Source organism: Nocardia sp. NPDC049220 (assembly GCF_040647855.1).
GTDB lineage: Bacteria > Actinomycetota > Actinomycetes > Mycobacteriales > Mycobacteriaceae > Nocardia.
This window is the reverse complement of sequence record NZ_JBEZDA010000015.1, coordinates 82,351-106,643: the sequence shown is the minus strand read 5'-3', so window position 1 is coordinate 106,643 and position 24,293 is coordinate 82,351. Positions and strand designations below refer to the sequence as shown.

At 65.2% G+C, this 24,293-nt stretch carries 21 protein-coding genes, 1 tRNA gene and 3 pseudogenes; 8 read left to right on the top strand and 17 right to left on the bottom strand.

Features of this window, described 5'->3' with window-relative positions:
• Nucleotides 1-30: 30 nt before the first annotated feature.
• From AB0C34_RS25700 to AB0C34_RS25690, 3 genes and pseudogenes are all read right to left on the bottom strand, one after another.
• Complete coding sequence (locus tag AB0C34_RS25700) at nt 31-990, bottom strand: amino acid ABC transporter permease (RefSeq protein WP_357077951.1); 960 nt, start codon at nt 988-990, stop codon at nt 31-33.
• A gap of 3 nt (nt 991-993) precedes the next feature.
• Nucleotides 994-1,914, bottom strand: a complete 921-nt coding sequence (locus AB0C34_RS25695; RefSeq protein WP_357077948.1) for an ABC transporter substrate-binding protein — start codon at nt 1,912-1,914, stop codon at nt 994-996.
• A gap of 139 nt (nt 1,915-2,053) precedes the next feature.
• A pseudogene (locus AB0C34_RS25690) lies at nt 2,054-2,693 on the bottom strand (isocitrate/isopropylmalate family dehydrogenase).
• Between the two features lie 80 nt (nt 2,694-2,773).
• Between AB0C34_RS25690 and AB0C34_RS25685 the strand changes: the two are divergent.
• Together AB0C34_RS25685 and trxA are read left to right on the top strand one after the other, a co-directional pair.
• Nucleotides 2,774-3,304, top strand: coding sequence for a 2'-5' RNA ligase family protein (locus AB0C34_RS25685; protein WP_357077945.1), 531 nt, complete (start codon nt 2,774-2,776; stop codon nt 3,302-3,304).
• A gap of 48 nt (nt 3,305-3,352) precedes the next feature.
• Entirely contained in the window at nt 3,353-3,733 is a 381-nt protein-coding gene (gene trxA, locus AB0C34_RS25680; protein ID WP_357077942.1) for a thioredoxin, read from the top strand.
• Nucleotides 3,734-3,896: 163 nt separating this feature from the next.
• On the opposite strand, the gene AB0C34_RS25675 is transcribed toward trxA, so the two are convergent.
• Together AB0C34_RS25675 and AB0C34_RS25670 are read right to left on the bottom strand one after the other, a co-directional pair.
• Entirely contained in the window at nt 3,897-4,307 is a 411-nt protein-coding gene (locus AB0C34_RS25675; protein WP_357077939.1) for an alpha-isopropylmalate synthase regulatory domain-containing protein, read from the bottom strand.
• Nucleotides 4,308-4,836: 529 nt separating this feature from the next.
• Complete coding sequence (locus AB0C34_RS25670; protein ID WP_357077936.1) at nt 4,837-4,968, bottom strand: hypothetical protein; 132 nt, start codon at nt 4,966-4,968, stop codon at nt 4,837-4,839.
• 1,093 nt (nt 4,969-6,061) lie between these two features.
• Here AB0C34_RS25670 and AB0C34_RS25665 point away from each other — a divergent pair.
• Entirely contained in the window at nt 6,062-6,502 is a 441-nt protein-coding gene (locus tag AB0C34_RS25665; RefSeq protein WP_357077933.1) for a hypothetical protein, read from the top strand.
• Nucleotides 6,499-6,861, top strand: a complete 363-nt coding sequence (locus AB0C34_RS25660) for an Imm8 family immunity protein (RefSeq protein WP_357077930.1) — start codon at nt 6,499-6,501, stop codon at nt 6,859-6,861. The genes AB0C34_RS25665 and AB0C34_RS25660 overlap by 4 nt, the downstream gene beginning before the upstream one ends.
• A 230-nt stretch (nt 6,862-7,091) precedes the next feature.
• On the opposite strand, the pseudogene AB0C34_RS25655 reads toward AB0C34_RS25660, so the two are convergent.
• The 9 genes and pseudogenes from AB0C34_RS25655 to AB0C34_RS25615 all read right to left on the bottom strand — a co-directional run.
• Nucleotides 7,092-7,277: pseudogene (locus tag AB0C34_RS25655) on the bottom strand (carbonic anhydrase); the annotation flags it as partial.
• Nucleotides 7,278-7,489: 212 nt separating this feature from the next.
• On the bottom strand, nt 7,490-10,198 hold the full coding sequence (gene polA / locus AB0C34_RS25650; RefSeq protein WP_357078013.1) for a DNA polymerase I: 2,709 nt from the start codon (nt 10,196-10,198) through the stop codon (nt 7,490-7,492).
• A gap of 155 nt (nt 10,199-10,353) precedes the next feature.
• Nucleotides 10,354-12,030, bottom strand: coding sequence for a DUF885 domain-containing protein (locus AB0C34_RS25645; RefSeq protein WP_357077927.1), 1,677 nt, complete (start codon nt 12,028-12,030; stop codon nt 10,354-10,356).
• A gap of 50 nt (nt 12,031-12,080) precedes the next feature.
• Nucleotides 12,081-12,776, bottom strand: a complete 696-nt coding sequence (locus AB0C34_RS25640) for an ABC transporter ATP-binding protein (protein WP_357078010.1) — start codon at nt 12,774-12,776, stop codon at nt 12,081-12,083.
• 204 nt (nt 12,777-12,980) lie between these two features.
• Nucleotides 12,981-13,925: pseudogene (locus AB0C34_RS25635) on the bottom strand (ABC transporter ATP-binding protein); the annotation flags it as partial.
• Nucleotides 13,922-15,340, bottom strand: a complete 1,419-nt coding sequence (locus AB0C34_RS25630) for a branched-chain amino acid ABC transporter permease (protein WP_357077924.1) — start codon at nt 15,338-15,340, stop codon at nt 13,922-13,924. The pseudogene AB0C34_RS25635 and the gene AB0C34_RS25630, both read right to left, overlap by 4 nt.
• Nucleotides 15,337-16,365, bottom strand: coding sequence for a branched-chain amino acid ABC transporter permease (locus AB0C34_RS25625; protein ID WP_357077921.1), 1,029 nt, complete (start codon nt 16,363-16,365; stop codon nt 15,337-15,339). The genes AB0C34_RS25630 and AB0C34_RS25625 overlap by 4 nt, the downstream gene beginning before the upstream one ends.
• Before the next feature lie 93 nt (nt 16,366-16,458).
• On the bottom strand, nt 16,459-17,670 hold the full coding sequence (locus tag AB0C34_RS25620; protein ID WP_357077919.1) for a branched-chain amino acid ABC transporter substrate-binding protein: 1,212 nt from the start codon (nt 17,668-17,670) through the stop codon (nt 16,459-16,461).
• A gap of 215 nt (nt 17,671-17,885) precedes the next feature.
• On the bottom strand, nt 17,886-18,503 hold the full coding sequence (locus AB0C34_RS25615) for an ANTAR domain-containing response regulator (RefSeq protein WP_357077916.1): 618 nt from the start codon (nt 18,501-18,503) through the stop codon (nt 17,886-17,888).
• 214 nt (nt 18,504-18,717) lie between these two features.
• On the opposite strand from AB0C34_RS25615, the gene AB0C34_RS25610 reads away from it, so the two are divergent.
• A tRNA-Leu gene (locus tag AB0C34_RS25610) sits at nt 18,718-18,804 on the top strand.
• A gap of 311 nt (nt 18,805-19,115) precedes the next feature.
• On the opposite strand, the gene AB0C34_RS25605 is transcribed toward AB0C34_RS25610, so the two are convergent.
• Nucleotides 19,116-19,511 (bottom strand): VOC family protein, encoded by a 396-nt coding sequence (locus AB0C34_RS25605; protein WP_357077913.1) that lies wholly within the window; start codon nt 19,509-19,511, stop codon nt 19,116-19,118.
• A 515-nt stretch (nt 19,512-20,026) separates the two neighbouring features.
• On the opposite strand from AB0C34_RS25605, the gene AB0C34_RS25600 reads away from it, so the two are divergent.
• From AB0C34_RS25600 to AB0C34_RS25590, 3 genes are all read left to right on the top strand, one after another.
• Entirely contained in the window at nt 20,027-20,560 is a 534-nt protein-coding gene (locus tag AB0C34_RS25600; protein ID WP_357077910.1) for a DUF4188 domain-containing protein, read from the top strand.
• Nucleotides 20,561-20,744: 184 nt separating this feature from the next.
• Complete coding sequence (locus AB0C34_RS25595) at nt 20,745-21,368, top strand: low molecular weight phosphatase family protein (RefSeq protein ID WP_357077909.1); 624 nt, start codon at nt 20,745-20,747, stop codon at nt 21,366-21,368.
• 138 nt (nt 21,369-21,506) lie between these two features.
• On the top strand, nt 21,507-21,926 hold the full coding sequence (locus tag AB0C34_RS25590) for a hypothetical protein (protein ID WP_357077906.1): 420 nt from the start codon (nt 21,507-21,509) through the stop codon (nt 21,924-21,926).
• 23 nt (nt 21,927-21,949) lie between these two features.
• Here AB0C34_RS25590 and AB0C34_RS25585 read toward each other — a convergent pair whose 3' ends face one another.
• Together AB0C34_RS25585 and pyk are read right to left on the bottom strand one after the other, a co-directional pair.
• Nucleotides 21,950-22,759, bottom strand: a complete 810-nt coding sequence (locus AB0C34_RS25585) for an acyl-CoA thioesterase II (protein WP_357078007.1) — start codon at nt 22,757-22,759, stop codon at nt 21,950-21,952.
• Between the two features lie 95 nt (nt 22,760-22,854).
• Nucleotides 22,855-24,273, bottom strand: a complete 1,419-nt coding sequence (pyk, locus tag AB0C34_RS25580; protein ID WP_357077903.1) for a pyruvate kinase — start codon at nt 24,271-24,273, stop codon at nt 22,855-22,857.
• Nucleotides 24,274-24,293 lie beyond the last annotated feature (20 nt).

The window sequence follows — 24,293 nt, the reverse complement described above, 5'->3', positions numbered from 1 at the left end:
CTGGGCGGGTGGTTTTCTCCGCCTCGACGTTCATTTCGCCTTCACAATCTGCTGGGCATCGGCGAGCCGCTTCAACTGCTTGCCGGTCAGCTGCCGCGAGACCCCCCGCGAGTAGTAACGCTCCAGGTAGAACTGCCCGACCATCAGCACGCTGGTGATCGCCAGATACCAGGTGGCGGTCACCAGCAGCAACGGAATGGGCTGGAAATTGACGCCGTAGATGTCGCGCGCCCGGCCGTAGAGGTCGGTGGACAGCGGGATCGCGGTGACCAGCGAGGTGGTCTTCAGCATACCGATGAGCTCGTTGCCGGTCGGCGGAATGATCACGCGCATGGCCTGCGGCAACACGGTCCTGCGCATGGTTTGGCCCCAGGACATGCCGAGCGCGATGGATGCTTCACGCTGTCCCTCACCGACGGAGTTGATTCCGGCACGGACGATTTCGGCCATGTAGGCGGCCTCGTTGAGGCCGAGTCCGATGACGGCGAAGATGAACGCGGCCTGCAATCCCTGCACGTCCAGGTGGAAGAACTGCGGCCCGAACGGAACACCGAGGTCGATTTGGCGATACAGCGAGGGAAACAATCCCCAGAACACCAACTGCACGAAAACCGGTGTACCGCGGAAGATCCAGAGGTAGACCCAGGCCGAGGACCGCAGCACCGGGTTCGGCGAAAGGCGCATCACGGCGAGCACCGTGCCGAGCGCGACCGCGATGGCCATCGCGAGGACCGTCAGTTCCAACGTGATGATCGCGCCGGCGGTGATCCGGCTATCGAACAGGTATTTCCCGTAGGTATCCCAGCGGTAGGCCGGGTTCGTCGCCGCGCCGTAGCCGAATAGCCCGACCAGGACCAGGACGACCGCCGCCGCTATCCAGCGACCCGGCCTGCGCAACGGAACCGCTGTGATCGGCTCCGGCTCCCGCGTCGGATCCGCCCCGACGGGCCCGGGATCACCGGACGCCCGCCGATTGTCTTTCGTTGGCATCGATCAGCTCACGGCACCGTTGACAACGGACCGCGTGATCGCGCCTTCCTGGACACCCCAGTTCTTCGTGATCTCGAGGTAACGGCCGTTGTCCATCAGATGCTGGACCGCTTTCTGTAGCACCGGAGCCAACGGCGCGCTCTTGGCAACCGCCCAGCCATAGGGGGCGGAATCGAATACCGGGCCCGCGTCCTCGATCTTGCCTTCGCTCTGCTTGATCGCGTAGGCGGTCACCGGCGAGTCGGCCGACATCGCGTCGACCTGGCCGAGCACCAGCGCGTTGGTCGCGGCGCTCTGTTCATCGAACGGCTTGATGTCGATGGCGGGCTTGCCGTCCGCGACACACTTGGCGCTCTTGGCGGGCACCTCGTCGGTGTGCTCCACGGTGGTGGCCTGCACGGCGACCGTCTTACCGCAGGCATTGTCCGGATCGACCGGCTTGCCCTTCTGCTGAGCCCACTGGACACCCGCGTTGAAGTAGGTGGTGAAGTCGACCTGCTGTTCGCGTTCCTTCGAATCGGTGATCGACGACATTCCGACGTCGTAGGTGCCCGCCTGGATCGCCGGGATGATCTTCTCGAACGCCGACTCGACATATTCGGCCTTGACGCCGAGCACGGCGGCAACGGCGTCCATCACGTCGACGTCGAATCCGACGATCCGTCCGCCGGCGTCCTTGTACTCATTGGGTTGGTAGGGGAGGTTCACGCCGACCACGAGTTTGCCGGACTGCTTGATCTTGTCGGGAAGCTGCGCCGCGATCTCGGCGACCTTGTCCACCTGCACCTTGGGGACCGCGGGCCCCGACTCCTCGCTGTTGGTCGTACAGCCCGTCAACACGAGTGCACCCGTGGCAAGCACACCCAGCACACGTAGGGCGTGCCTGCCACGCAACGATCGATCAGACACAGCAGTCCTCCACATTTCCGACAGACGCAACCTGGGCTTTACCGGCAGTTGGCAATCTAGCCGACCCAGACACTTAGTGCTGGAGATTAGCCGACCCAGACATTTCGCGCTGGACAGGTTACGCAGATTTATTCGATCCATGCCGTCACTCCAACTACCGGCGGCGCACCCTCGCACCAACCTGCTCGGCGAATTCACTGGTAGAAGCCAGTCCACCGAGGTCGGCCGTGGCGATTCCCGCCTCGAAAGTCCCCGCGACGGCCTGCTCGATCCGCGCACTCGCCCGTACCAACAACGGCTCCGCGTCACGGGTTGCCAACCATCGCAACAGCATCGCCGCCGACAGCTGCAATGCGACCGGGTTGGCGCGATTGCGGCCCGCCAACGACGGTGCGGCGCCGTGCACGGCCTGCGCCATGGCCCTGGTCGCCGAGCAGTTCAGCGAGGCGGCCGCGCCGAGTGAACCACTCAGCTCGCCCTTGCGGATGGCGCCGCCGGGCGGGACCCCCGCACGGTTTCGGGCGGATAGGAGGCGTTGTCGTGCGGGCCGAGAATCCACGCATCCATCGCGGCGAGCGCGTCGAGCGTCTGCTCCGGCAGCGGGTCGCCGAACTCGGCGATGGCCTGGTGCCCCATCGACAGTGGCACCCATTCGACCGGCTGCGCCCCCACGGCGGACATCGCCTCGTCGACCACCCGCCGCGCGGCCCTACCACCTCGGGACCGATGCCGTCACCGTCGATCAGGCCGAGCCGCAGCGGGCGGGGTGCTCGCCGTCTGTCCGCGTCGCTCATCACCATATCCTCCTGCCGCGGCGCCCATCGCGCCCGAATCGGCCCGCGGACACGCCGGATACGGCTACCTTCTGGAGACCATGGTGCAGTCGGTCGAACTACTCCTCGACGAGGCCGCCGACGCGGAGATCCGCCGGCAATGGCAGTTGCTCGCGGACGCCGGCGTGCCGAGTCTCGCCGCGCGGACCGCGGAATCGAACCGCCCGCACATCACCGCCGCCGTGGCCAATCAGATCTGGCCGCGCATCGAGCGAGCGCTGGACGAGCAGTCCGTTGCCCCGATCCCAGTCCGGCTCGGCGCACTGGTGGTGTTCGGCGCGCGACACCCGATCCTGGTGCGGCTGGTGGTGCCGTCCGAAACGCTGCTCGCGCTGCACCGTCGGATCTTCCACGCGATCTCGCCCTGCCCCGGCATTCCGGCCAACGTCCATCCAGACGCGTGGACCCCGCATATCACGCTGGCCAGGCGGGTTCCCGCGCACCAGATCGGCGAGGCGATCCACGCGGTCGCACGCGACCGCGATTTTCCGGCGACCGTGCTGGGTATCCGTCGGTGGGACGGCGATCAGCGGCGTGAGTGGCGGGTCGGCCGGGACCGTTATGGAAGATAACGAAACCAGCCCGCGTTACAGCTGGCATACCGAACACGAGAGGACGTCATGGCCACCCAGACGCTGACCCAGCAGAACTTCGATGACATCGTCACCGGAAACGACGTGGTACTCGTCGATTTCTGGGCCGAGTGGTGCGGTCCGTGCAAGAGCTTCGCCCCGACCTTCGAGGCATCCGCCGACAAGCACCCCGACGTGGTGCACGGAAAGGTCGACACCGAGTCCGAGCAGGGTCTCGCGGCCGCGGCCAACATCCGCTCCATTCCGACCATCATGGCGTTCCGGGAGGGTGTGCTGGTGTTCGCACAGCCCGGCGCGCTGCCGCCCGCGGCGCTCGAGGACCTCGTCACCCAGGTCAAGGCACTGGACATGGACGACGTACGTAAGCAGCTCGCGGAGCAACAGGCCGAGCAGGAGGCCGAGAAGTAACGTCCCGGCGGCGGGTAACGTCCCGCGCCGCAACCGAACCCGACTCGGGCCCGGAACCGGATGCCGTACTACCGGCGTACTCCGTTTCCGGGCCCGACTCATGTCCGCACTCGGACGCGTGGCGCGATCGAGGGCGCGCGTGCGCACTCGATCGCGCCCGGTGTCACAAAGCGCCGAGCAGGTTGACGCCCGCGATCATGGCACGGACTGTCGATTCGGCGCCGTCGTCGGCAAGCCCCGCACCCCAGCCGCGCCTGCCGTCGCATTCGCACTGCACGAAGGTGACGGTGCCATCGGGGGTACGCCGCTGGTGGAACTGCAGAATTTCCACCGGGTAGCCCTCTTCGTAGAGGGCCGACGTCATCGCCGCGACCGGACTACCTTCGGCGATGACGGTCCGGATGTGGTCGGCGAATTCCACGGTCGCGGTGAACTCGGCGGTGCGACTGCCCGCGGGCGACCAGTCGTCCAGTCGGATCGGGCCGCTGTGCTCGCAGTAGCGGCTACGGAACTCCGCCGCCGTCAGGTCCGCGCTTTCGGCGCGCAGGCCCTTGGGCGCGATGGTATGGAACATGTCGGTATCAAGCGTGAGGATGGTCATTGAAAGTAGGTCTTCCCGAAGAATGTCGCGGCTCAGTTGACAGAGGGGACCAGCACTAACAAGTCGAACAGCCCGCAGCGAGGGGGCCGGCCCGGATCAGACCCCGCTACGGCGGGCTACTACGAGCGGCCGCCGCTGCGCCACCATCGCGGTAAGCGGAACCGACCCGACGCGACCCTCAGGTCCGCAGGCGGTAGCCGGCGTAACCACGGTGGGCCCGATTAACGACGCCATCGACCCAGCACTGTCGCGGTCTGCGACGTGGAGCGCTGCGCGGCGGTCGGCGGGTTTCGGCACGCGATCGAGGATAAGGACATCGCGCTGCAATAGCAAACATATTTCATGCCCGATTTGTCTACCGGTGAGTATCATCAGCCCAGTTCAGGCCGCTACGGGCGGATGCACCGCCGATGACACCTCCCTCGGCGGCCACGGATCGCCCGAATCGATATGAGCAAGCCCTGGCGCGCCGGAACCAGTGCGAAGGAACACCGCGCGCCGATCAGTCGCAGGTCGGGTCGGACGGGATCGACACAACCAGACGGTCATCGGCAACGACGTCCCTGGTCCTGATCCCGCTACCGACCAGCACGGCGGCCTCGCGCAGGAAGTCGAAAGATCGCTGGCCAGTCACCTCGACACCGTTCATCGAGGTGACAACGGGCGTCGGCGTGGTGATGTAGGCCGTCGGCCCATCGCGACGGCAGCGATTGATGATCGCGGCGAAATGAAGCTGTCCAGCTCGTTGAACCCATCGAAGGTCAGTACTGCGACCCACATCTCGATTTCTGCCGCTGCGACGGCGCGCTGATTACGGCGTCGACCTACCCTACGGCCTGATCGAATTCCTCCCGAGCGAACTGGATACGCCGATCCGACGTAATTACGCTTTACTCGTCGATCTCTTGGCCAACCGCCTCGGCGATATCTGCGCCACAGCCGACAACCGCATGAAACGGTCCTGCGGCCGAGCGACGCGCGGCAGGACAAAAGCCAACACTGCACCACCATCGGCCAATACCCCGCACCGGTGAGATGCCGCTTGCACCGGAGGGCCACTAGCGTTTTGGGAAATGCTTCTGATGTGTGATTATAAGAGCTTCATCTCTTATGTGGGTAACTGCACACTTGTCCGAATTTTCTCAATAACCAGGTGTTTACTACACTCGGCTGTCAAACGCAGCCGGTACCAGTGAACGATCGTGGAATCCACCTACGGAGGCGCCGAGATCGCAAAGGAGTCGACTATGGACCGCCGGGTCTACATCGGGCCGGCCAGCCTGTCTCCCCCGCACAGTGCGTACAGCAAAGGCGACGAAAACAGCGACTTCGGGCGTGCATCACACCTCCGAGAGCCGACCTCGACGACAACGGCCATACGTCAGCGAGCGATGTCAGCGAACCTGTGAGCGGTGAGTCGGCGTCGGCCCTGCCGTGGCGTTCCGTCGGTCCGCCGCGCCGCTCGGCACGATGGTCTGCTACCTCGGCATTTCGCTGTCCATTCCCCTCGATAAGCAGATGATGGGCGCGGCCGAAAACCGCGCGACCTATCACACAGCACGAACACTCAGAGGACACCGGTGTCGGATGTTACAGCCCAGTTCGTCGCAATAGCCGGTCGTTTGTCCGTGCACCTCCAGAGGTACGTTCAGGAAGTCCGCGCCGAGGCCGGACATCTGATCGATTCCGGGTTACGAGTAACGCCACGGAAGTTGTCGGAGGGCGACGTGGCGGGCGGCGAGCAGATTCGCGACGCCGTGCGAGATGAGAACAGCGCCGCCCGCGATAACGCAGCCGTGGCGAATCGGGATACCGGCACGGATGCGTTGACGCCACAATTGCCAGAGGGGAAGCGCCCGATTTTTCCCGATCGACAGAAGGTCGTGCAGATAGTGCGCAGCGCTCGCGCGCGTACCGGAAACTTCGGCATCGGCCACGCCGACCGAGCCGAAGCGGATGCTGCCGGCCTGGCCTGGGTCGGTATCGATGCACAAACAATGCCGTACGCGGATACCTATCGGTTGGTCAGCAACGACGGATTGTGGCAATATCGTCCGCCCCAGCAGAAACCGTCCGGCCGAGGAGTGGAAGCCAACTACGAGTGGCGATCCGATTCGAACAGACACTGGGAAAGCAATGCGCATTTGGTGATCGAGGAGCGGCGATGAAGGCCGAACTCAAAGGAATCTATAGCCCGGATGCCGATCTCACCGACAGCAGTGCCGAACTCTCGACCGGTACCCTGTTGGTGCAGTTGATGATCGGACCGGAGAACGCACCGGGAGAAGAGTCGTTCGATGTCATCGTCTGCACTCCCGAAGGGCGCGCGCAGGCCGAAGACTCGCGCGCGCCGGACGAACACACACTAGTCGTCGACCATATCGATATTGCCTTGGTTCGCCGATACATCAATGACTTCCTTCGGGATCTCGAACGACCTACCTGGGAAGAATTGGCCACGGAAATCAGCCGTATCGGCAAGTGGGAATTCCACGATTACCGTAGTTATCCCGATGAGAGCGAGTAGGCGCCGACCAGGTGAAGAGCGAAACACCGCCACGTACCACCGCAAAGTCCTCACGTACCACCGCAAAGTCCTACAGTGCGCCGACATCCGCGACGAGGGGGATCCCGCTCAATCTCCGATCCTGCACACGTGGTACGGCACGGCACCTGTCCTGGCGAAATGTCGTACACAGCAGTGAGATCCGGGGACAGACGCCCGGATCCCACTGTCGCAATGTGACGTTCGGTCGATCAGCTGGTGACCACTTCGTTCAACGTGCCCGTGGCGACATCGAAAACGAAGCCGCGGATCGAGTCCTTGTGCGGCACGAATGGGCTGGCGACGATGCGCGCGATCGACTGGCGCACATCGGTGTCCAGATCCGAAAACGCCTCAGCCGACCATTCCGGCTTGATCCCGGTCTCCTGGTGGATGGTCGCTGTGAAGTCGTCATGGGTGATCCCCTACGCTCGATATGCGTGCATCCCTTGTGCCGTGTGCCTCACAGTAGGTTGCCGAACGTAGCGGGACACGGCTTCCATTCACCGTGATTCGTTTACTGGTGTGGCGTGTTGTGCGGGTGTTCGATCGACGACCGGCAGACCGGCGACCGACACTGAGCCGGCCTGCCTGTCGTCATTCGGCGCGTTCAGTGCGCCGCCGCGTCCCAGCTGCGGCCGACGCCGACGGAGACCTCGAGCGGCACCGACAAGCTGATCGCCGAAGACATCTGCTCGCGCGCCAGCGTCTCCAGGGTGTCTCGCTCCCCATCGGCGACCTCGAACAACAACTCGTCGTGGATCTGCAACAGCATCCTGGACCGCAGGTCGGTCGCCCGGATCGCGTTGTGCACGTTGATCATCGCGACCTTGATGATGTCGGCCGCGGTGCCCTGGATCGGAGCGTTGAGCGCCATCCGCTCGGCCGCCTCGCGGCGCTGCCGGTTGCTGGAGTCCAGGTCCGGCAGATAACGGCGACGGCCGAACAACGTCTCGGTATAGCCGACCTTGCGTGCCTGCTCGACCACCTCGTACAGGTAGTCGCGGATCCGTCCGAAACGATCGAAATAGACCTCCATCTGCTCTTTCGCCTCGGTGGTGCTGATCTTCAGCTGTGCCGAGAGGCCATAGGAGCTCAGACCGTAGGCAAGGCCGTAGGACATCGCCTTGATCCGGCGACGCACCTCGGATGTCACCTCGCTGATCGGGATGTCGAACGCCTTCGACGCGACGAAACTGTGCAGGTCCTCGCCCGAGTTGAACGCCTCGATCAGGCCTTCGTCACCCGACAGGTGCGCCATGATGCGCATCTCGATCTGGCTGTAGTCGGCGGTCATCAGCGACTGGTAGCCGGAGCCGACCACGAAGGTGTCGCGGATCTGCCTGCCGGTGTCGGTGCGGATCGGAATGTTCTGCAAATTCGGCTCAGTGGACGACAGCCGACCGGTGGCGGCGATCGTCTGGTTGAACGTGGTGTGGATACGGCCGTCGTCGGCGACACACTTGAGTAGGCCGTCGACCGTGACCTTCAGCCGGGTGGCGTCGCGGTGCGCGAGCAAGTGTTCCAGGAAGGGGTGCTCGGTTTTCTCGAACAGCGACTCCAGCGCGTCCGCGTCCGTGGTGTACCCGGTCTTGGTGCGCTTGGTCTTCGGCATGTCCAGCTCGTCGAACAACACCACCTGCAACTGCTTGGGTGAGCCGAGGTTGATCTGCTTGCCGATCACCGCATAGGCCGCGTCGGCCGCCGCATTGACCCGATCGGCGAACTGGCGCTGCAACGCCTGAAGCTGGTCGGTGTCCACCGCGATGCCCGCGTCCTCCAGCGTGGACAGCACACCGAGCAGCGGCAGTTCCATCTCGGCGAGCAGCGGGGTGGATTCGATCGCGCGCAGTTCCGCGTCGAGCGCGTCGGCGAGATCGGCGACCGCGCGGGCACGCAGCATCTGCGACCGCGCCAACTCCGCATCAACGGTGTCCTCGTCGTCGAGCAGCGACAACTGCGGAGTCTCATCGGTTTCGGCGCGCAGCTCCCGATGCAGATAGCGCAGCGAAAGGTCGTCGAGGTTGAAGGTGCGCTGTCCGGGCCGTACCAGGTAGGCGGCCAACGCCGTGTCGGTACTCATCCCGCCGAGGGTCCAGCCGCGCCCGCGCAGCGCGTGCACGGCGGCCTTGGCTTCGTGCAGTGCCTTCGGTACGGCCGGGTCGGCCAGCCAAGCGCCCAGCGCGGCCTCGTCCTGCGGGGTGAGCACGGTGACATCGATGTAGCCGCTCTCGCCATCCCCCGCCGCGATCGCCAGCGCCCGCACGTCGCCGTGCGCTGGGGTCCCCGTACCGACGACCGAAAGGCCTTGGCGAACACCGCCTTTCGCGTGCTCGGCGAGCCAGTCCGTGACCGCGCCGATCTCCAGCGCACCACCGCTGATCTCGAAGCCCGCCTCGGCTTCGGGCTCCGGCGGAGCCAGCGTCTCGAACAGACGATCACGCAGCACGCGAAACTCGAGATCGTCGAACAGCTGATGGATCTTGTCGCGATCCCATGGCGCCTGCGCCAACTGGTCGGGCGTGTAGGGCAACGTCACATCACGCACCATCTCGGTGAGCTGCCGGTTGAGTACCACGCTGCTCAGATTGGCCCGCAGCGCGTCGCCGACCTTGCCCTTGACCTCGTCGACCTTGTCGACCAGGGTGTTCAAGTCGCCGTACTCGCGGATCCACTTGGCGGCGGTCTTCTCGCCCACACCGGGAATGCCGGGCAGGTTGTCGCTCGGGTCGCCGCGCAGCGCCGCATAGTCCGGATACTGGCTCGGGGTGAGGCCGTATTTGGCCAGTACCTCCGCCGGGGTGAACCTGGTCAGGTCGGAAACGCCCTTGCGCGGGTACAGCACGGTGACGCTGTCGTTCACCAGCTGAATGGAGTCCCGATCACCGGTGACGATCAGCACGCGAAAACCCTCGGCCACCGCCCGGGTGGTGAGCGTGGCGATGATGTCGTCGGCTTCGAAGCCGTCGATCGACATCACCGGAATACCCAGTGCGCCGAGCACATCCTTGGTGAGCTCGACCTGCCCGCGGAACTCATCCGGCGTGGCGCTGCGGTTGGCCTTGTACTCGGGGTATGCCTCGGTGCGGAAAGTCTGGCGGGACACGTCGAACGCCGCGGCGACGTGTGTCGGCTTCTCATCGCGCAGCAGGTTGATCAGCATCGCGGTGAAGCCGTATACCGCGTTCGTGGTCTGCCCAGTGACCGTTTTGAAGTTCTCCGCGGGTAGCGCGAAGAACGCGCGGTAGGCGATCGAATGCCCATCCAGCAACAGCAGCGTCGGCCGATCTCCCGACTCGGGATCGCTGGAGCCGGACACGGTGGCGGGACGCGGGGAGGTCGTGGGTGAGCTCACGCCCCAGAGTCTAGGGACCGCCACCGACAAGGCGATACGCCACACCCGGCACGCCCACGCTCGCGGCGCGGACGCTGCCGCGTCCTCGCGCGCCGCGAGCGATCAGCACGCCACCGCGCTCACAGCGTCGCTACCAGCTCGCGCAGGACCGGCAGGCTGACCGAACCCGAACCGAGCACCACATCGTGGAAGGCCTTGATGTCGAAGTCCGCACCGAGCCGCTCGGTCGCCGCCACCCGCTGACGCCGGATCTCCAGCTGGCCGACCTTATAGCCGACCGCCTGACCCGGCATCGCGATGTAACGGTCCACCTCCACCGTGATCGCGGCCAGCCCGACCGGCGCGTTGGCCACCATGAAGTCCACCGCCTGCTGCCTGCTCCAGCCCTTCGCGTGCACCCCGGTGTCGACGACCAGACGGCAGGAGCGCCAAGAGTCGCCCGCCAGCATGCCCAGGCGGCCGAGATCGTCCTCGTACAAACCCATCTCGTCGGCCAACCGCTCGGTGTAGAGCGCCCAGCCTTCGACGAACGCGGTGTTGGCGAAGGACTGCCGCTGGAATCGGGGGAGGTGGTCGAGCTCGTTGGCGATGGTGAGCTGTAGGTGGTGGCCGGGAATCGCCTCGTGGTAGGCCACCGAAGCGGTCTCGAAGCGACCGCGACCGGTGGGATGATGCTGGTTGACGAAATAGGCGCCCGGCCGCGACCCGTCGGCGGCGGGCGAGAAATAGTACGCCGCGGGCGCATCCGCGGCGAGGAACTCCGGGACCGGCACGATGTCGCAGGATTCCTTCGGCAGCCGCCCGAACCAGTTCCCCATCTCGGCCTCGGCCAGCGACAGCGCCCGGCGCGCGTCGAACATGATCTGCTCGGCGTCGTCGTAGCGCAGTGTGGGATCGTCGCGCAGCCTGCCGAACACCTCGGCGAGGTCCTCGGTACCGAACAGCCGCGCACCCACGGTGGCGTACTCCTCGCGCAGCTTCGCCAGCTCGCTGAGGCCGAGTTCGTGGATCTCCTCGGCGCCGAGATCGGGCAGCGTTGTGTGATGGCGCAGTAGCCGGCGGTAGATGTCCTCGCCGTCGGCGCCGAGCCAACACAGGCCGGGCTTGTCGTCGGACCGGCTCACCGGCAGCAGTTCGTCGCGCAGCACGTCCCGATAGACCTGGAACGCCGGCCGAATGACATCCCGTGCCACTTCGGCCAATTCGACGCGCCAGGCCGCCTCACCATCCCAGCCGTCCGGTCCGGCGAAGGTGACGAACGGGTCGGCGGTGTGGTCGGAGGCCAGGTAGCCGTCGAGCTGGTTGAGCGAGCGTTCGATGGTGATCCGCGCGGGCGAGCGTCCCGCCGCCAGACCCGACCGGAACCGTTCGACCGCCTGGCCGAGCATGTCGCCGAATTGCCGATAGCGTCGCACCAGCGCCAGCGCGTTCTCCGGCTGCGGCGCGTTGATCTGCGGCGCCACCATCAGCACCGCGGAATGCACACCGTTCATCTGGTCGGAGGCCATTTCCACCGGCCGCCATTCCAGGTGCTCGACGGCGTCGCTCAACTCGGTGCGCAGCAGACTGCGGGTGACGCGGTCGGTCGGGTTCAGCCGGTCGGAGCCGAGCGCGTCGACCGCGCGCAGCAGATCGCGCCAAGTCGACAGCAGTTGCTGCTCCGCGTCGACGGACAGATCCTCGATCCGGTCGTCGAATCGGCGGTCGCCGAGCAGGGTCGCCTCGCTCGGCGCCGCGGCAAGCACGCTGTCCCAATACCGCTCGGCCAGGCTCATCAGCTCGTCGTGACCATTCATGATCACGATCATGCCTCGAGCCCGGCCGCGCGGCACCGCGACCATCGGCCCTATCCGACGCCGAGATAGGCCGATTTCACCGCGGGATCGGTGAGCAGTTCGCCGCCGCCGCCGGATTTGGTGACCGCACCGGTCTCCATAATGTAGGCACGATGGCTGCGGGCGAGCGCCTGCTGGGCGTTCTGCTCGACCAGCAGCACGGTGGTGCCCTGCTGGTTGATCTCGCTGATGATCCGGAAGATCTGCTGGATCACCATGGGCGCCAAACCCATCGACGGCTCGTCGAGCAGCAGCAGCCGCGGCTGGGCCATCAACGCGCGGCCGATGGCCAGCATCTGCTGCTCACCTCCGGAGAGCGTGCCGCCGACCTGTTTACGTCGCTCCAGCAGCCGGGGGAACAGCTCGAACACCCACTCCAACGTCCGGTCGTACTCCGCCTTCTGCTTGAAGCCCCTTCCGTAGCACCCCATATCGAGGTTCTCCTGGACCGTCATGCCGGGGAAGACCCCGCGACCCTCCGGCGCCTGGATCAATCCGTGGGTCACGCGTTCGTGCGCTTTCATCTGGGTGATATCGCGGCCCTCGAACAGGATTCGCCCGCGGGTCAGCGGCAGCAGCCCGGACATCGCGCGCATGGTCGTGGTCTTGCCCGCACCGTTGGCGCCGAGCAGCGTCACCAGTTCGCCCTCCGCCACCCGCAGCGAGATTCCGTGCAGCGCCTGGATTCTGCCGTAGTTGACGACCATGTCCTCAACCTCGAGCAGCGCGTCGGCCGCACCGGCAGCGCGCTGATCCGGTGTGCGTAGCCGATCGGCCCGCGAGCGTGGTTGCGCCGACCCCGGCCGAGCGGAGGCACTCCGCCGCGACCGGTGCTCGGCAGAACCGGATCCCGCGCCGTCCTCGGCCGCCTCGCGCGCGGTCGAATCACCTGTGGATCCGGTCGCCTCGCTATCCGGCACACCGAGGTAGGCCGCGATCACGGCCGGGTCGTCGCGAATGTCCGCGGGCAACCCGTCGGCGATCTTTCGGCCGAACTCCAGCACCACGATCCGATCGGTCACGCCCATGACCAACCGCATGTCGTGCTCGATCAGCAGCACGGTGAACCCGTCGTCCCGGATCTTGCGGATCAGGTCCATGAGCGCGGACTTCTCGCTCGGGTTGAACCCCGCCGCCGGCTCGTCGAGGCACAGCAGCTTCGGCTCGGTGGCCAGTGCGCGAGCGATCTCCAGCCTGCGCTGGTCGCCGTAAGACAGATTGCGCGCCTTCTCCACCGCCCGCGGCGCGATGCCGACGAACTCCAGCAACGCCATGCCCCGCTCGATCGCGTCGCGTTCCTCGCGGCGATGACGCGGGGTGCGCAACACCGCGCCGGGCACCGACGTCTTGTGCCTGGCGTCGGTGCCGACCACAACGTTCTCCAGCGCCGTCATCTCGCCGAAGAGCCGCACATTCTGGAACGTGCGCGCGATCCCGAGCCGGGTGATCGCGTTGCGCTTGGTCTTGGTCAGCGGCTTCCCGTCGAAATACACCAGCCCCGCCGCTGGCTGGTAGACGCCGGTGATCGCGTTGAAGCAGGTGGTCTTTCCCGCGCCGTTGGGACCGATCAAGCCGAGGATCTCGCCGCGGCGGATCTCGAAACTCACGTCGTCGAGCGCGGTGAGGCCGCCGAACTTCACGGTGAGGCCCTCGGTCCGCAGTAGCGGAGAGCCTACGGCCGTGTCGATCTCACGATGCGGTGCGACGACTTCCGCGACCGTCTCGGCATCGGCGAGGTCTGGAATTACCGCGGTCACGTCGACCGTGCCCGCGCTCTGGACCTCGGGCTCGGGCGCGTAACCCGCCGCCATGTCCTCGTTGTCGAAAAGCGCGTCACCCGCGCCTGGCCCGGTCATCGTCCCGCTCCGATCGGCTCGCTCGCGGCCGGTCTGCGCACCGCCTGATATACCTGCCTGCCATAGGTGAGCAGCTTCTGCCGCACCGGGAACAGACCCTGTGGACGCAGAATCATCATCACCACCAACGCGATACCGAAATACAGGTACTTGAGGTCGCCCAGCGTTTGCGCGCCGCCCTTGCGGAACAGCAGCACACTGCCGAGCAGCAGCAGCCCCAGTACACCGGTGACCACCATGCCGGTGATCACCCCGCGTCGCGGCCACCCGCCGAGCCGGTCACCACACAGTTTCCATCCGACGATCAGCACGACGAACAGCACGACGTCGAGCGCCAGCAGGACGTATCCGGTCGACTCGTTACTCACCAGGTTCACCGACTGCAACCGCGCTGGCAGATAGGCGACGACGAACGCGCCGAAAATTACCCCGAGTTTGTTGCCCTGGCCGCCGATGACCACCGCGCACAGGAACAACATCGAGTTGATGATGTTGAAGCCGGTCGGATTGATGAACTGCACCTGTCCCGCGTAGATCGCACCGGACATGCCACCGACCGCTGCGCCGATCGTGAAGGCCCACAGTTTGAACTTGAACGTCGGCACCCCCATGATCTCGGCCGCGTCCTCGTCCTCGCGGATGGCGACCCACGCGCGGCCGACCCGGCTGCGTTCCAGGTTGCCGACCAGTACCAGCACGATGATCACCAGCACCATGCCGAACCAGAACCAGTACGTGCCGTAGCTGGCGCGCTCCAGAATGTTCGCGCTGTCCGGGTTTCCGCTGTTGCCACCGGAGAACACACCTTCCGGCCTGCTCTCCGACGCGCCGATGTGCGGATAGGCAACGCCGGACAAGCCGAGGCTGCCGTTGGTGAGGTCGGTGAGATTTTCGGCGAGCAATCGGACGATCTCACCGAAGCCGAGCGTCACGATCGCCAGATAGTCCCCACGCAGCCGTAGCGTTGGCGAACCGAGGACCAGACCGGAAACGGCGGTTACCACCACCGCGATCGGCAGGCACGCCAGCCAGGCCCACTTCGAATCCAGCCAGCCGCCGTCGGTCTGGTTCCACGGACTGTTGGGGCTGGTGAGCAAGCCGACGGTGTAGGCGCCGACCGCGTAGAAACCGACATAGCCGAGGTCGAGCAAACCTGCCTGCCCGACCACCACATTGAGACCGATGGCCAGCAGCGCGTACATCGCCACCTGCGCCATCACCAGGCCGAAGTTGTAGGACGGGGTGTTCAACAGCGGTGGGGGGAACACCGGCAATAGCGCGAGCAGGAGCAGGAACGGGACGCCGACGCCCCACTGCGCGGGCCTGCTCAGGCCTTCCCACCAGGTGCGCAGCGCGTCACCGAGGCCGCGGCGCGCGGTTTCCGGCGCGGAGGCCTTCGTAGTCGTTGCGGTCATGCGCGTGCCCTTCCGAGACTTTCGCCGAGGATGCCGGTCGGGCGAACCATCAGCACCAGGACGAGCACCGCGAACGCGACCACGTCACGCCACTCGGTGCCGAACAGGATCTGGCCGTACTGCTCGACGACGCCGAGTATCAAGCCACCGAGCAGTGCGCCCCGCAGGTTGCCGATTCCGCCGAGCACCGCGGCGCTGAACGCCTTGATGCCGAGGATGAACCCGCCGGAGTAGATGATCCCGTTCGGGATCTTGAGCGTGTAGAGCATCGCCGCCGCGCCCGCGAGCACGCCGCCGATCAGGAAGGTCAGCATGATGACCCGCTCCCGCGACACGCCCATCAGCGTCGCGGTGTCGGGGTCCTGGGCCACCGCACGGATGCCGCGGCCGAACTTGGTCCGGTTGATCAGGATCTCGGTGACGATCGCCAGCACCACCGCGGCGATCACGATGAGCAGCATGATGTTGGTGACGTCCGCCCCGCCGAAGCTGAATTGCACGGTGGGCTCGACCAGACGAATCGCTTGCTGCGCGTTGGTGCCACCGAGATCGGGGCGGACCTTCGGCAAGACGAAGTGCAGAAGCTCCTGCAACACGAACGACATGCCGATCGCGGTGATCAAAAAGCTCAGCGGTTTGGCGCCACGCCTGCGCAACGGGCGATAGGCCACCCGTTCCAATCCGACGGCCGCGCCACCCGATACCACCATGCCCACGACCATCGCCAGCCCGAGATAGACGACCGTCAACACGACGCCCTGGGTGTAGACATCGGGGCTCGCGACGAATCCGAAGATCATCAAGCCGATCAGTTGCCCGAACAAGCCGAGCATGAATATCTCCGAATGGGCGAAATTGATCAGCCGCAATACGCCGTAGACCAAGGTATAACCCACGGCGACCAAGGCATAGATCGCGCCATAGGTCGCTCCGTCGACGGTCAGTCGCCAGAAACTATCGATCAACCCGTGGTAGTTGAAGTCGATCGAGCCGCCGGCGAGTTGTATCACGCCGGCCGATGCCATTGTTTTCATTTTGTTCAGCCCTCATCCGATCGCCCACCGGACCGCAGCACGTACCGGAATTCACTCGGTACGTGCTGCGGTCCGGAATCCGGGCTACTTGACCTCGTACACCCAGATCAGCGCGTTCGACAGTTCGCCGTTGGGGTCCCACTTGTACTGACGCGCGAGGCCGGCACCGTCGTACGTCCGCACGAATTCGAGCAGCTCGGGGCGGGTCGCGTTGCCACCGTCGATGCCCTTGGCCAGTACCGTGGCCAGGTCGTATGCCTCGACCGAGTAGACGCCCGGCGCCTGACCATTGAGCGCCTGGTAATCCTTGGCGAATTTCTCCGGCGCCGGACCACACGGGCACGACAGCTTCGCGCCCTTGGCGGCGCTACCGGCCTGAGCGACGAACTGAGGGTCGTTGGTGCCGTCGGCGGAGACGAAGACCGCCTTCACACCGCCGGACTTCAACTGCTGGGCCAGCGGAGCTGCCTCGGAGTAGTACCCGGAATAGAAGATAGCGTCCGGATTCGCGGCCGCCACCTTGGTCACCGTCGCGGAGAAGTCCTTGTCACCCTTCTTGATGCTGGCGGCGCACGCCGGGTCGGCGGCAGAACCCAGTCCGTCGGTGATCGACTTCGCCAGACCGGTGCCGTAATCGGTGTTGTCCTGGATGACGCAGACCTTCTTGTAGCCTGCCGTGTTGACCAGGTACTTCGCCACCGACGGGCCCTGCACGTCGTCATTGGCCAGACCGCGGAAGAAAGTGTTCCAGCCGTTCTGGGTCAGCGTCGCATTGGTTGCCGACGAGGTCACCGCCACCAGACCCGCGTCGCTGAGGATCTTGCCGGTCGCCTTCGTCTCCCCAGAGAACGCGGGGCCGACCAGGCCGATGATCGACTTGTCGTTCACGATCTGCGGAATCACCTGGGTGGCCTTCTGCGGGTCGCCCTCGGTGTCGAACTGCCTGAGCTCGATCTTGCAGCCAGGGTTGGCCTTGTTGTGCTGGTCCAGCGCGAGCTTGACACCGTTCACGATGTTGATGCCCAGTGCGGCGTCCGGGCCGGTCAGTGCACCCGCCATGGCGATGGCGGCGCCAGGGGCGCAGGCCGCCTTGCCGTCGCCGGCGGGATCTGCCGCCTTGGCCGCATCGGCCTTCGGCACCCCCTGGCCCTGCTGGTCGACCTGCAAAACCGGCTGGATGGACAGACCACCCGCGCCGCTGGTCCCCAACGACTCCGAACCGCTGCTCGTTGATTTGTCACTACAACCTGTCAGCACCAGTGCGGCGGCAGCGCCGACGACCAGAAAACCTCGCATCGTACGACTCCGGCATGTCGAACTACGCACGTTTCACCTCTACGTTCTGTGCTCCCCCGGGATCACCGAGGAGGCCGACCACGTCAGCCCGGTCAGAACATAGCGTTGGTGCGTTATTTCCGCATCACATCCGGATCATGGATGTGACATCACGGCGAATTCTTCTTTAAGTTCATGTTTCGTGGATGTTAAATCCGGGTCGGCCGAAGCCAATGTCACTGCGGAGCCAAGTTCTCCAGCACGACCTCCGCGACCGCTTTCATCGTGGTCCGCCGATCCATTGCCGTGCGCTGAATCCACTTGAAAGCCTGTGGCTCCGTCAAACCCTGCGTCTGCATCAGCACACCTTTGGCGCGCTCCACCAGCTTGCGCGTCTCCAGCCGCTCGGCAAGATTCGCCACCTCGCTTTCCAACGCGGTGATCTCATGGAATCGGCTCGCCGCCAATTCGATGGCGGGCACCAGATCCGACTTCGTGAACGGTTTCACCAAATAAGCCATCGCCCCCGCGTCACGCGCCCGCTCCACCAGATCACGCTGACTGAACGCGGTCAAAATGACTACAGGCGCAACACGTTTCGACGCGATCTCCGCCGCCGCGTCGATACCGTCCCGGCGCGGCATCTTCACATCCATGATGACCAGATCCGGCCGGTGCTCCACCGCGAGATCGACCGCCTGCTGGCCATCGCCCGCCTCGCCGACCACCTGATAACCCTCTTCGGTCAGCATCTCGACCAGATCCATACGGATGAGCGCTTCATCCTCGGCGACGACGACCCGCTTCGTACCGGCGTCTCGCTTCGTGCCGGCGCCCCCGGCTGCTGTGCTCATAGATAGACCCCTCTGGTTCGATGCCTGTCCCGACCCACCGTAAGGCGGCGGCGATGCCAGCACGGCCAACCGTCCGGGGCTGTCGAGTGATGTAAAGAGTACCTTTCACTCGGGCATGGACCGCATATACCCTGCGCAAACCGCGCGCTCACGCCGCGAAGAACAGCCCATTCGCTTCCGACCCGCAGTACCCGCTATAGTTTCCAACCGGTGCGCCGAGTTGGCGGAACTGGCAGACGCGACGGTCTCAAAAACCGTTGTCCGAAAGGACGTGTGGGTTCGAGTCCCACACTCGGCACCACGGTGAAACGCAGCTTCCGCGATCGCCACTCCACTCATCCGGTCACGTGGTCCACAGCTGCGACGACTCCGGCATTCATAGCGTCGGCCACGGTGTCGCAAGCTTCTGAACACATGTCCGCAAAGGTCCGACGTCGAGGTCTTGTGTCCGGGCAGCCGCTGAACGACCTCGATGTTTCGCCCCCGCATTGATCATCGGCGACGCAGTGGTATGGCCCCGCGGTGCCGGTGTTCTGATCTTGGGCTGACGAGAGTCCCGCGTCACGTACCTGAGCGGTCTGCGGATCGCAGCGATTCTCGGCGCGTCCGACGTCACTGCGGCGGCGCGAAGAACTCGAGTGCGATGCCGTCCGGGTCGCGGAAGCTCAGCGCCGAGCCGTAGCGCGCGTCCACGATGCCCTCGTGCTCGATGCCCAGCTCATCGAGCCGCGTGGCCCACTTGTCCAGATCGGCGCGGTTCGCACAGCCGAAGCCGACATGGTCGAGGCCGACGCGGAACTCGCTGAACTTCTCGTCGGGGGCAGGATGGTCATGCTGGTGGATGCCGAATATCGTGCCACTGTCCAGCATCCAGACGAGATGCCGGAAACCGGCATCCGTATGCTCGTCCACCGCGGGCTCGGAGCCCAGCACAGTGCGGTACCAGGGGCCACTGACGTCGATATCGCGAACCGTGACCGCTACATGATTGAGTCCCGGAAAAATCATCGGTCCTACACCTCCTTGAATTTCCGTCGGCCGCGCACGCGCGGGCCGGATGCGATCAGCTGGCAGCTGATGATCGATCTTTGTCACGGCTTCGCCATCGGCGACCTCTCGATGAATCAACAGTCCGTGGTGCGGAATTCTTCCGATAACTTGTCGCCTCATCTCGGCATACCCTCATCACGTACGGGTGAGTCAGGTTGGCTTAGCGCCGCTGTTGAATATCCAGCGTCTCGCGACGTGGTACTGGCAACGATCGGCGAAAATGTTTGTTTGGCGCGTCCGGCTGAATATGAATGCGCGTGACTATCGAGTTCGGAGCGGGCCAGGCCGAGCCGAACGACACGTGCGGAACTGCCATGTTCGGGCCGGCGAGGCTCGGCCGGGCGCTTGCGTGCGGGACACGTCGGTCTGGGGGTCGGGTTCGAGCGAAAGTTATTCCTACCGAACCAATTCGGCCGCTGGATCGTTGTCCTGCGTAGAGTGGGCGGTAGATGCACGTTCAGCGGAGGTTTACGATGCGAGTGAACCGGACTACCGTCGATTTGTCCGGCTATCCAGACCTGGTTGTCATCTACCTGGGAATGCGAGTCAGACGGCCCCGGGGTGTGCTGCGGTTGCTGGGGCTCGGACCCAAACTCTATCGCTCGCACCAGGATCGACCGGATGGGCTGCTCCTGCACGAAGACATCATCTGGGCTTTGCTCCCACCGCACTGGGGGGCGCGTCAGTATTGGCGCGACCTCGACAGCCTCGAGGCGTGGACCCGCTCCGCACCGCACCGGGACTGGTGGCAACGGTTCCTGCACGACTCCGGCGGCACCGGATTCTGGCATGAGGCATACTTCGCGCGCGGCGGAATCGACGCCATGTACGACGACATGGACGCCTCGACCGGGCTCGCGAGGTTCGCGCCCGTAATCGGCTCCCGCGGGCGGATGTTCTCCACCCGGGGACGCGTCGAGAACAAACCGGCCACCCTCGCACCCGTGGTAGCCGAATCCGCGTTGTACGGCATCGAATCCGAGTCGGAGCCCACCCAGGCGGAATAATACGAATTCGCCATCTGGGCATTCGAACACCGACATCCCACAGTGACCGACGTCGCAGGCCGCGGGCCGAAAGTAGGACGGCTAGTGTACGGCGGGCAACCAGCAGATGAATATGCATTCCCACTACTGGGATCAGGTGCTTCAAGAGGTTCTGATATGGTCCGCGCCGTTTATCGTGTCCGGTATGCACGTCCTGTTCGTCTGCAACGGCAACGTCTGCCGTTCGGTGATTGCCGAGCGTCTCACGCGCGCCCTCGCGGTCGAACACGGTCTGCCCCACCTCACCGCCGAGAGCGCGGGCACCCGCGCGCTGGTGGGCTTCCCGGTCGAGCCGCTCGCCGCGCAGGCCATCATCGGGCTCGGCGCCGACCCCGGTGATTTCCGAGCCCGCCGCCTGACGCCCGCGATGATCGACGATGCCGACCTGATCCTCACGATGACCGAGAAGATCCGCGACCACACGATCGACCTGGGCTTCGATGCGCGGCGGCGCACGTTCACGCTGGTGGAAGCGCACCGGATCGCACACGTCACCGACGCCAGGACGGTCGGCGAACTACACCGGGCGCGCAACAATCTGACGCTGGTCGGGCGGGAGAATATCGCTGATCCCGTCGGATTGTCGGCCCCAGCGTTCTGCGAGGTCGGAGACCGCATCGCCGAGGCGCTCATCCCACTACTCTTGGCGCTCGCCGCCCATGAGCAACCGCGAACGCACGAGGACGATGACCGGGCCGGGCTGGCGATCCGCCCCGGCGCGGGACCCGCGCCGCTGGCAGTCTTCCTTGCCGCGCAACGCACGCACTGACCCGCTTCGACATTGTCGAATTCATCGGGTGCCATCCACGTCACCACGAGATTGTGTTTAATTCGAGTCCGAAGGGTTTACACTCCCGCGGACAGCAACTTCCACCGTTGATGCTTCGACACACGACAGGAATCAGACATGCCGAAACGAATTTCGGATGTTTCGCTCCATGTTTATGTGCGACCGGATTCCCTCGAACGCGTCGTCGAGACGGTGCGCGAGGTGGTGGACGAACACCTCGCCGACCGCGACGTGTTCGCCTGGCGCTTCACCCTGCCGGTCGACCCCGACGACCCGGCACACATCACCCTCGAAACCCGCTGGCGCACAGAACATCTCGGCCGAGCAGCACAGAACTGGGTCACCTACGAGATCGCGCTCAGCCTGGTCGGCGCACCGGATCAGCTGACCGACGACGACATGGCCACACTGGAACGGCAACTGCTGCAAGGGATCTACGCCGTCGCACAGACCGAACCGGGCCAGGAAATCCCGGTCTCGATCCGTGCCTCGCAACGCACCGACGTCGACCTCGACATCAATCTCGAACTGCTGTAGCGACTCCCGCTCCCCGAACTCCGCTAACGCGAAGGGAAGTGGCGGATCAGCCCCTCCTGCACCGTGGTAGCGAGCAGTTCGCCACAGCGGGAGTAGAACCGTCCGGTGGCCAAGCCGCGGGAACCAGCCGCCACCGGGGACTCGGTGGCATACAGCACCCACTCGTCGAAGCGGAAGGGACGGTGGAACCAAATCGAGTGATTGACCGTCGCCGCCACGATCCGATCCAGCCCCCACGAAAGCCCGTGTGTGGTGATGATCGAGTCCAGCACGGTGGTGTCGGAGGAATAGCCAAGCGTCGCCACGTGAATCAGCGGATCGTCGGGCAGCCTGCCATCCGCGCGCATCCACACCCGGTTGTGGTTGAGCCGCTCCCCCGTGCCCTTCAAAATCCAGGCCGGGTCGTTGGTGTAGCGCATGTCGATCGGATGCGGCGCCTTGATAAACATCTCCAGCTTGTCCTCCAAGCCTTCGAAGCTCTCCTCCACCCGCAGCAGCGACTCCGGATCGGGCACCTCGGGCCGCGCGTGCGCGTGCTCCAGTCCCTTACCCCAGTCCTGGAACGCGGCGAGCATCACGAACAGCTCCTGGCCGTCCTGGCTGGCGGTCACCGTGCGGTTGGCGAACGCGCGGCCGTCCCGATGCCGGTCCACCCGGTACTCGATCGGCTTCTTCACATCGCCGCCGCGGACGAAATGCGCGTTCACCGCATGCACCGGACGGTCACCGACCGTCCGGCCCGCCGCGATGATCGCCTGCGAGACGAGCTGACCGCCGAACGTCCGGCTCCACACCTTCTCCGGGTGCTGACCGACGAACACGTCCTCGTCCATCTGCTCCAGATCCAGCAAGCCGAGCAGCACGTCCAGGTCGGAGCGCTGTGCGGGCGGCTCCTGGATGCCGACGGGACTGCTCAGGGAAGCACTCACTAATGGTCCTCCTCACCGATTCGGTGCACGTGGATCAGGTTGGTGGAGCCGACGGTACCCGGCGGCGACCCGGCCACGATGACCACGAGGTCACCCTTCTGGTATCGCTCCATCGACAGAAGTGCTACATCGACCTGGTGGATCATCGCATCGGTGCTGTCCACGGTGGGCACGATGAAGGTCTCCGTGCCCCAGGTCAAGGCGAGCTGACTGCGCACATCCGGCAGCGGCGTGAACGCCAGCAGCGGCAGCGGGGTGTGCAACCGCGCCAAACGGCGCACCGTGTCACCGGACTGGGTGAACGCTACCAGGGCCTTGGCGTTCAGCCGCTCCCCGATGTCGCGGGCGGCGTAGGAGATCACGCCGCGCTTGGTCCGCGGCACATGGGTCAGCGGCGGGACCCTGGTCGACTCGGTCTCCACCGCGTGCACGATGCGCGCCATCGTGCGCACCGTCTCGATCGGGTACTTGCCTACCGACGTCTCTCCCGACAGCATCACCGCGTCCGCGCCGTCGAGCACCGCGTTCGCCACGTCCGACGCCTCGGCGCGGGTCGGGCGGGAGTTCTCGATCATCGACTCCAGCATCTGGGTCGCCACGATGACCGGCTTGGCATTCTCCCGAGCCATTTGGATGGCGCGCTTCTGCACGATCGGCACCTGCTCCAGCGGCAGCTCGACGCCGAGGTCGCCACGGGCGACCATGACCGCGTCGAAGGCCAGCACGATGGCCTCCAGGTTGTCGATCGCCTCCGGCTTCTCCAACTTGCCGATGACCGGCACTCGGCGGCCCAGCCGGTCCATCACGTCGTGGACCAACTCGACGTCGGACGGGGACCGCACGAATGACAGCGCGATGAAATCGACGCCGAGGTTCAGCGCGAATTCCAAATCCTCGATGTCCTTCTCCGACAGCGCGGGCACCGACACATCCATGCCGGGCAGCGAGACGCCCTTGTTGTTGGAGACCGGACCGCCTTCGGTCACCCGGCAGACGACGTCGTTGCCGTCGACACGGATCACGGTCAGCCCGACCTTGCCGTCGTCGACCAGTAGGCGGTCACCGGACTTGGCGTCGGCGGCCAGTTCCTTGTACGTGGTGGACACCCGGTCGTGGGTCCCGTCGACGTCGTCGACGGTGATGCGGACCTCTTCACCCGTCGCCCAGACGGTCTTGCCCTCCAGGAAGCGGCCGAGGCGGATCTTCGGACCCTGAAGGTCGGCCAGAATGCCGACCGCTCTGCCGAGGTGATCGGAGGCCTGCCGCACCTTTTTGTAGTTTTCAGCGTGATCCGCGTGTTCGCCGTGGCTGAAGTTCAGCCGAGCCACGTCCATGCCGCTCTCGACGAGTTCGCGGATACGGTCCTCGGTGGCAGTAGCCGGGCCGAGCGTGCACACAATCTTCGTCCGTCGCATCACGGGTAGAGCCTAGTCCCGCC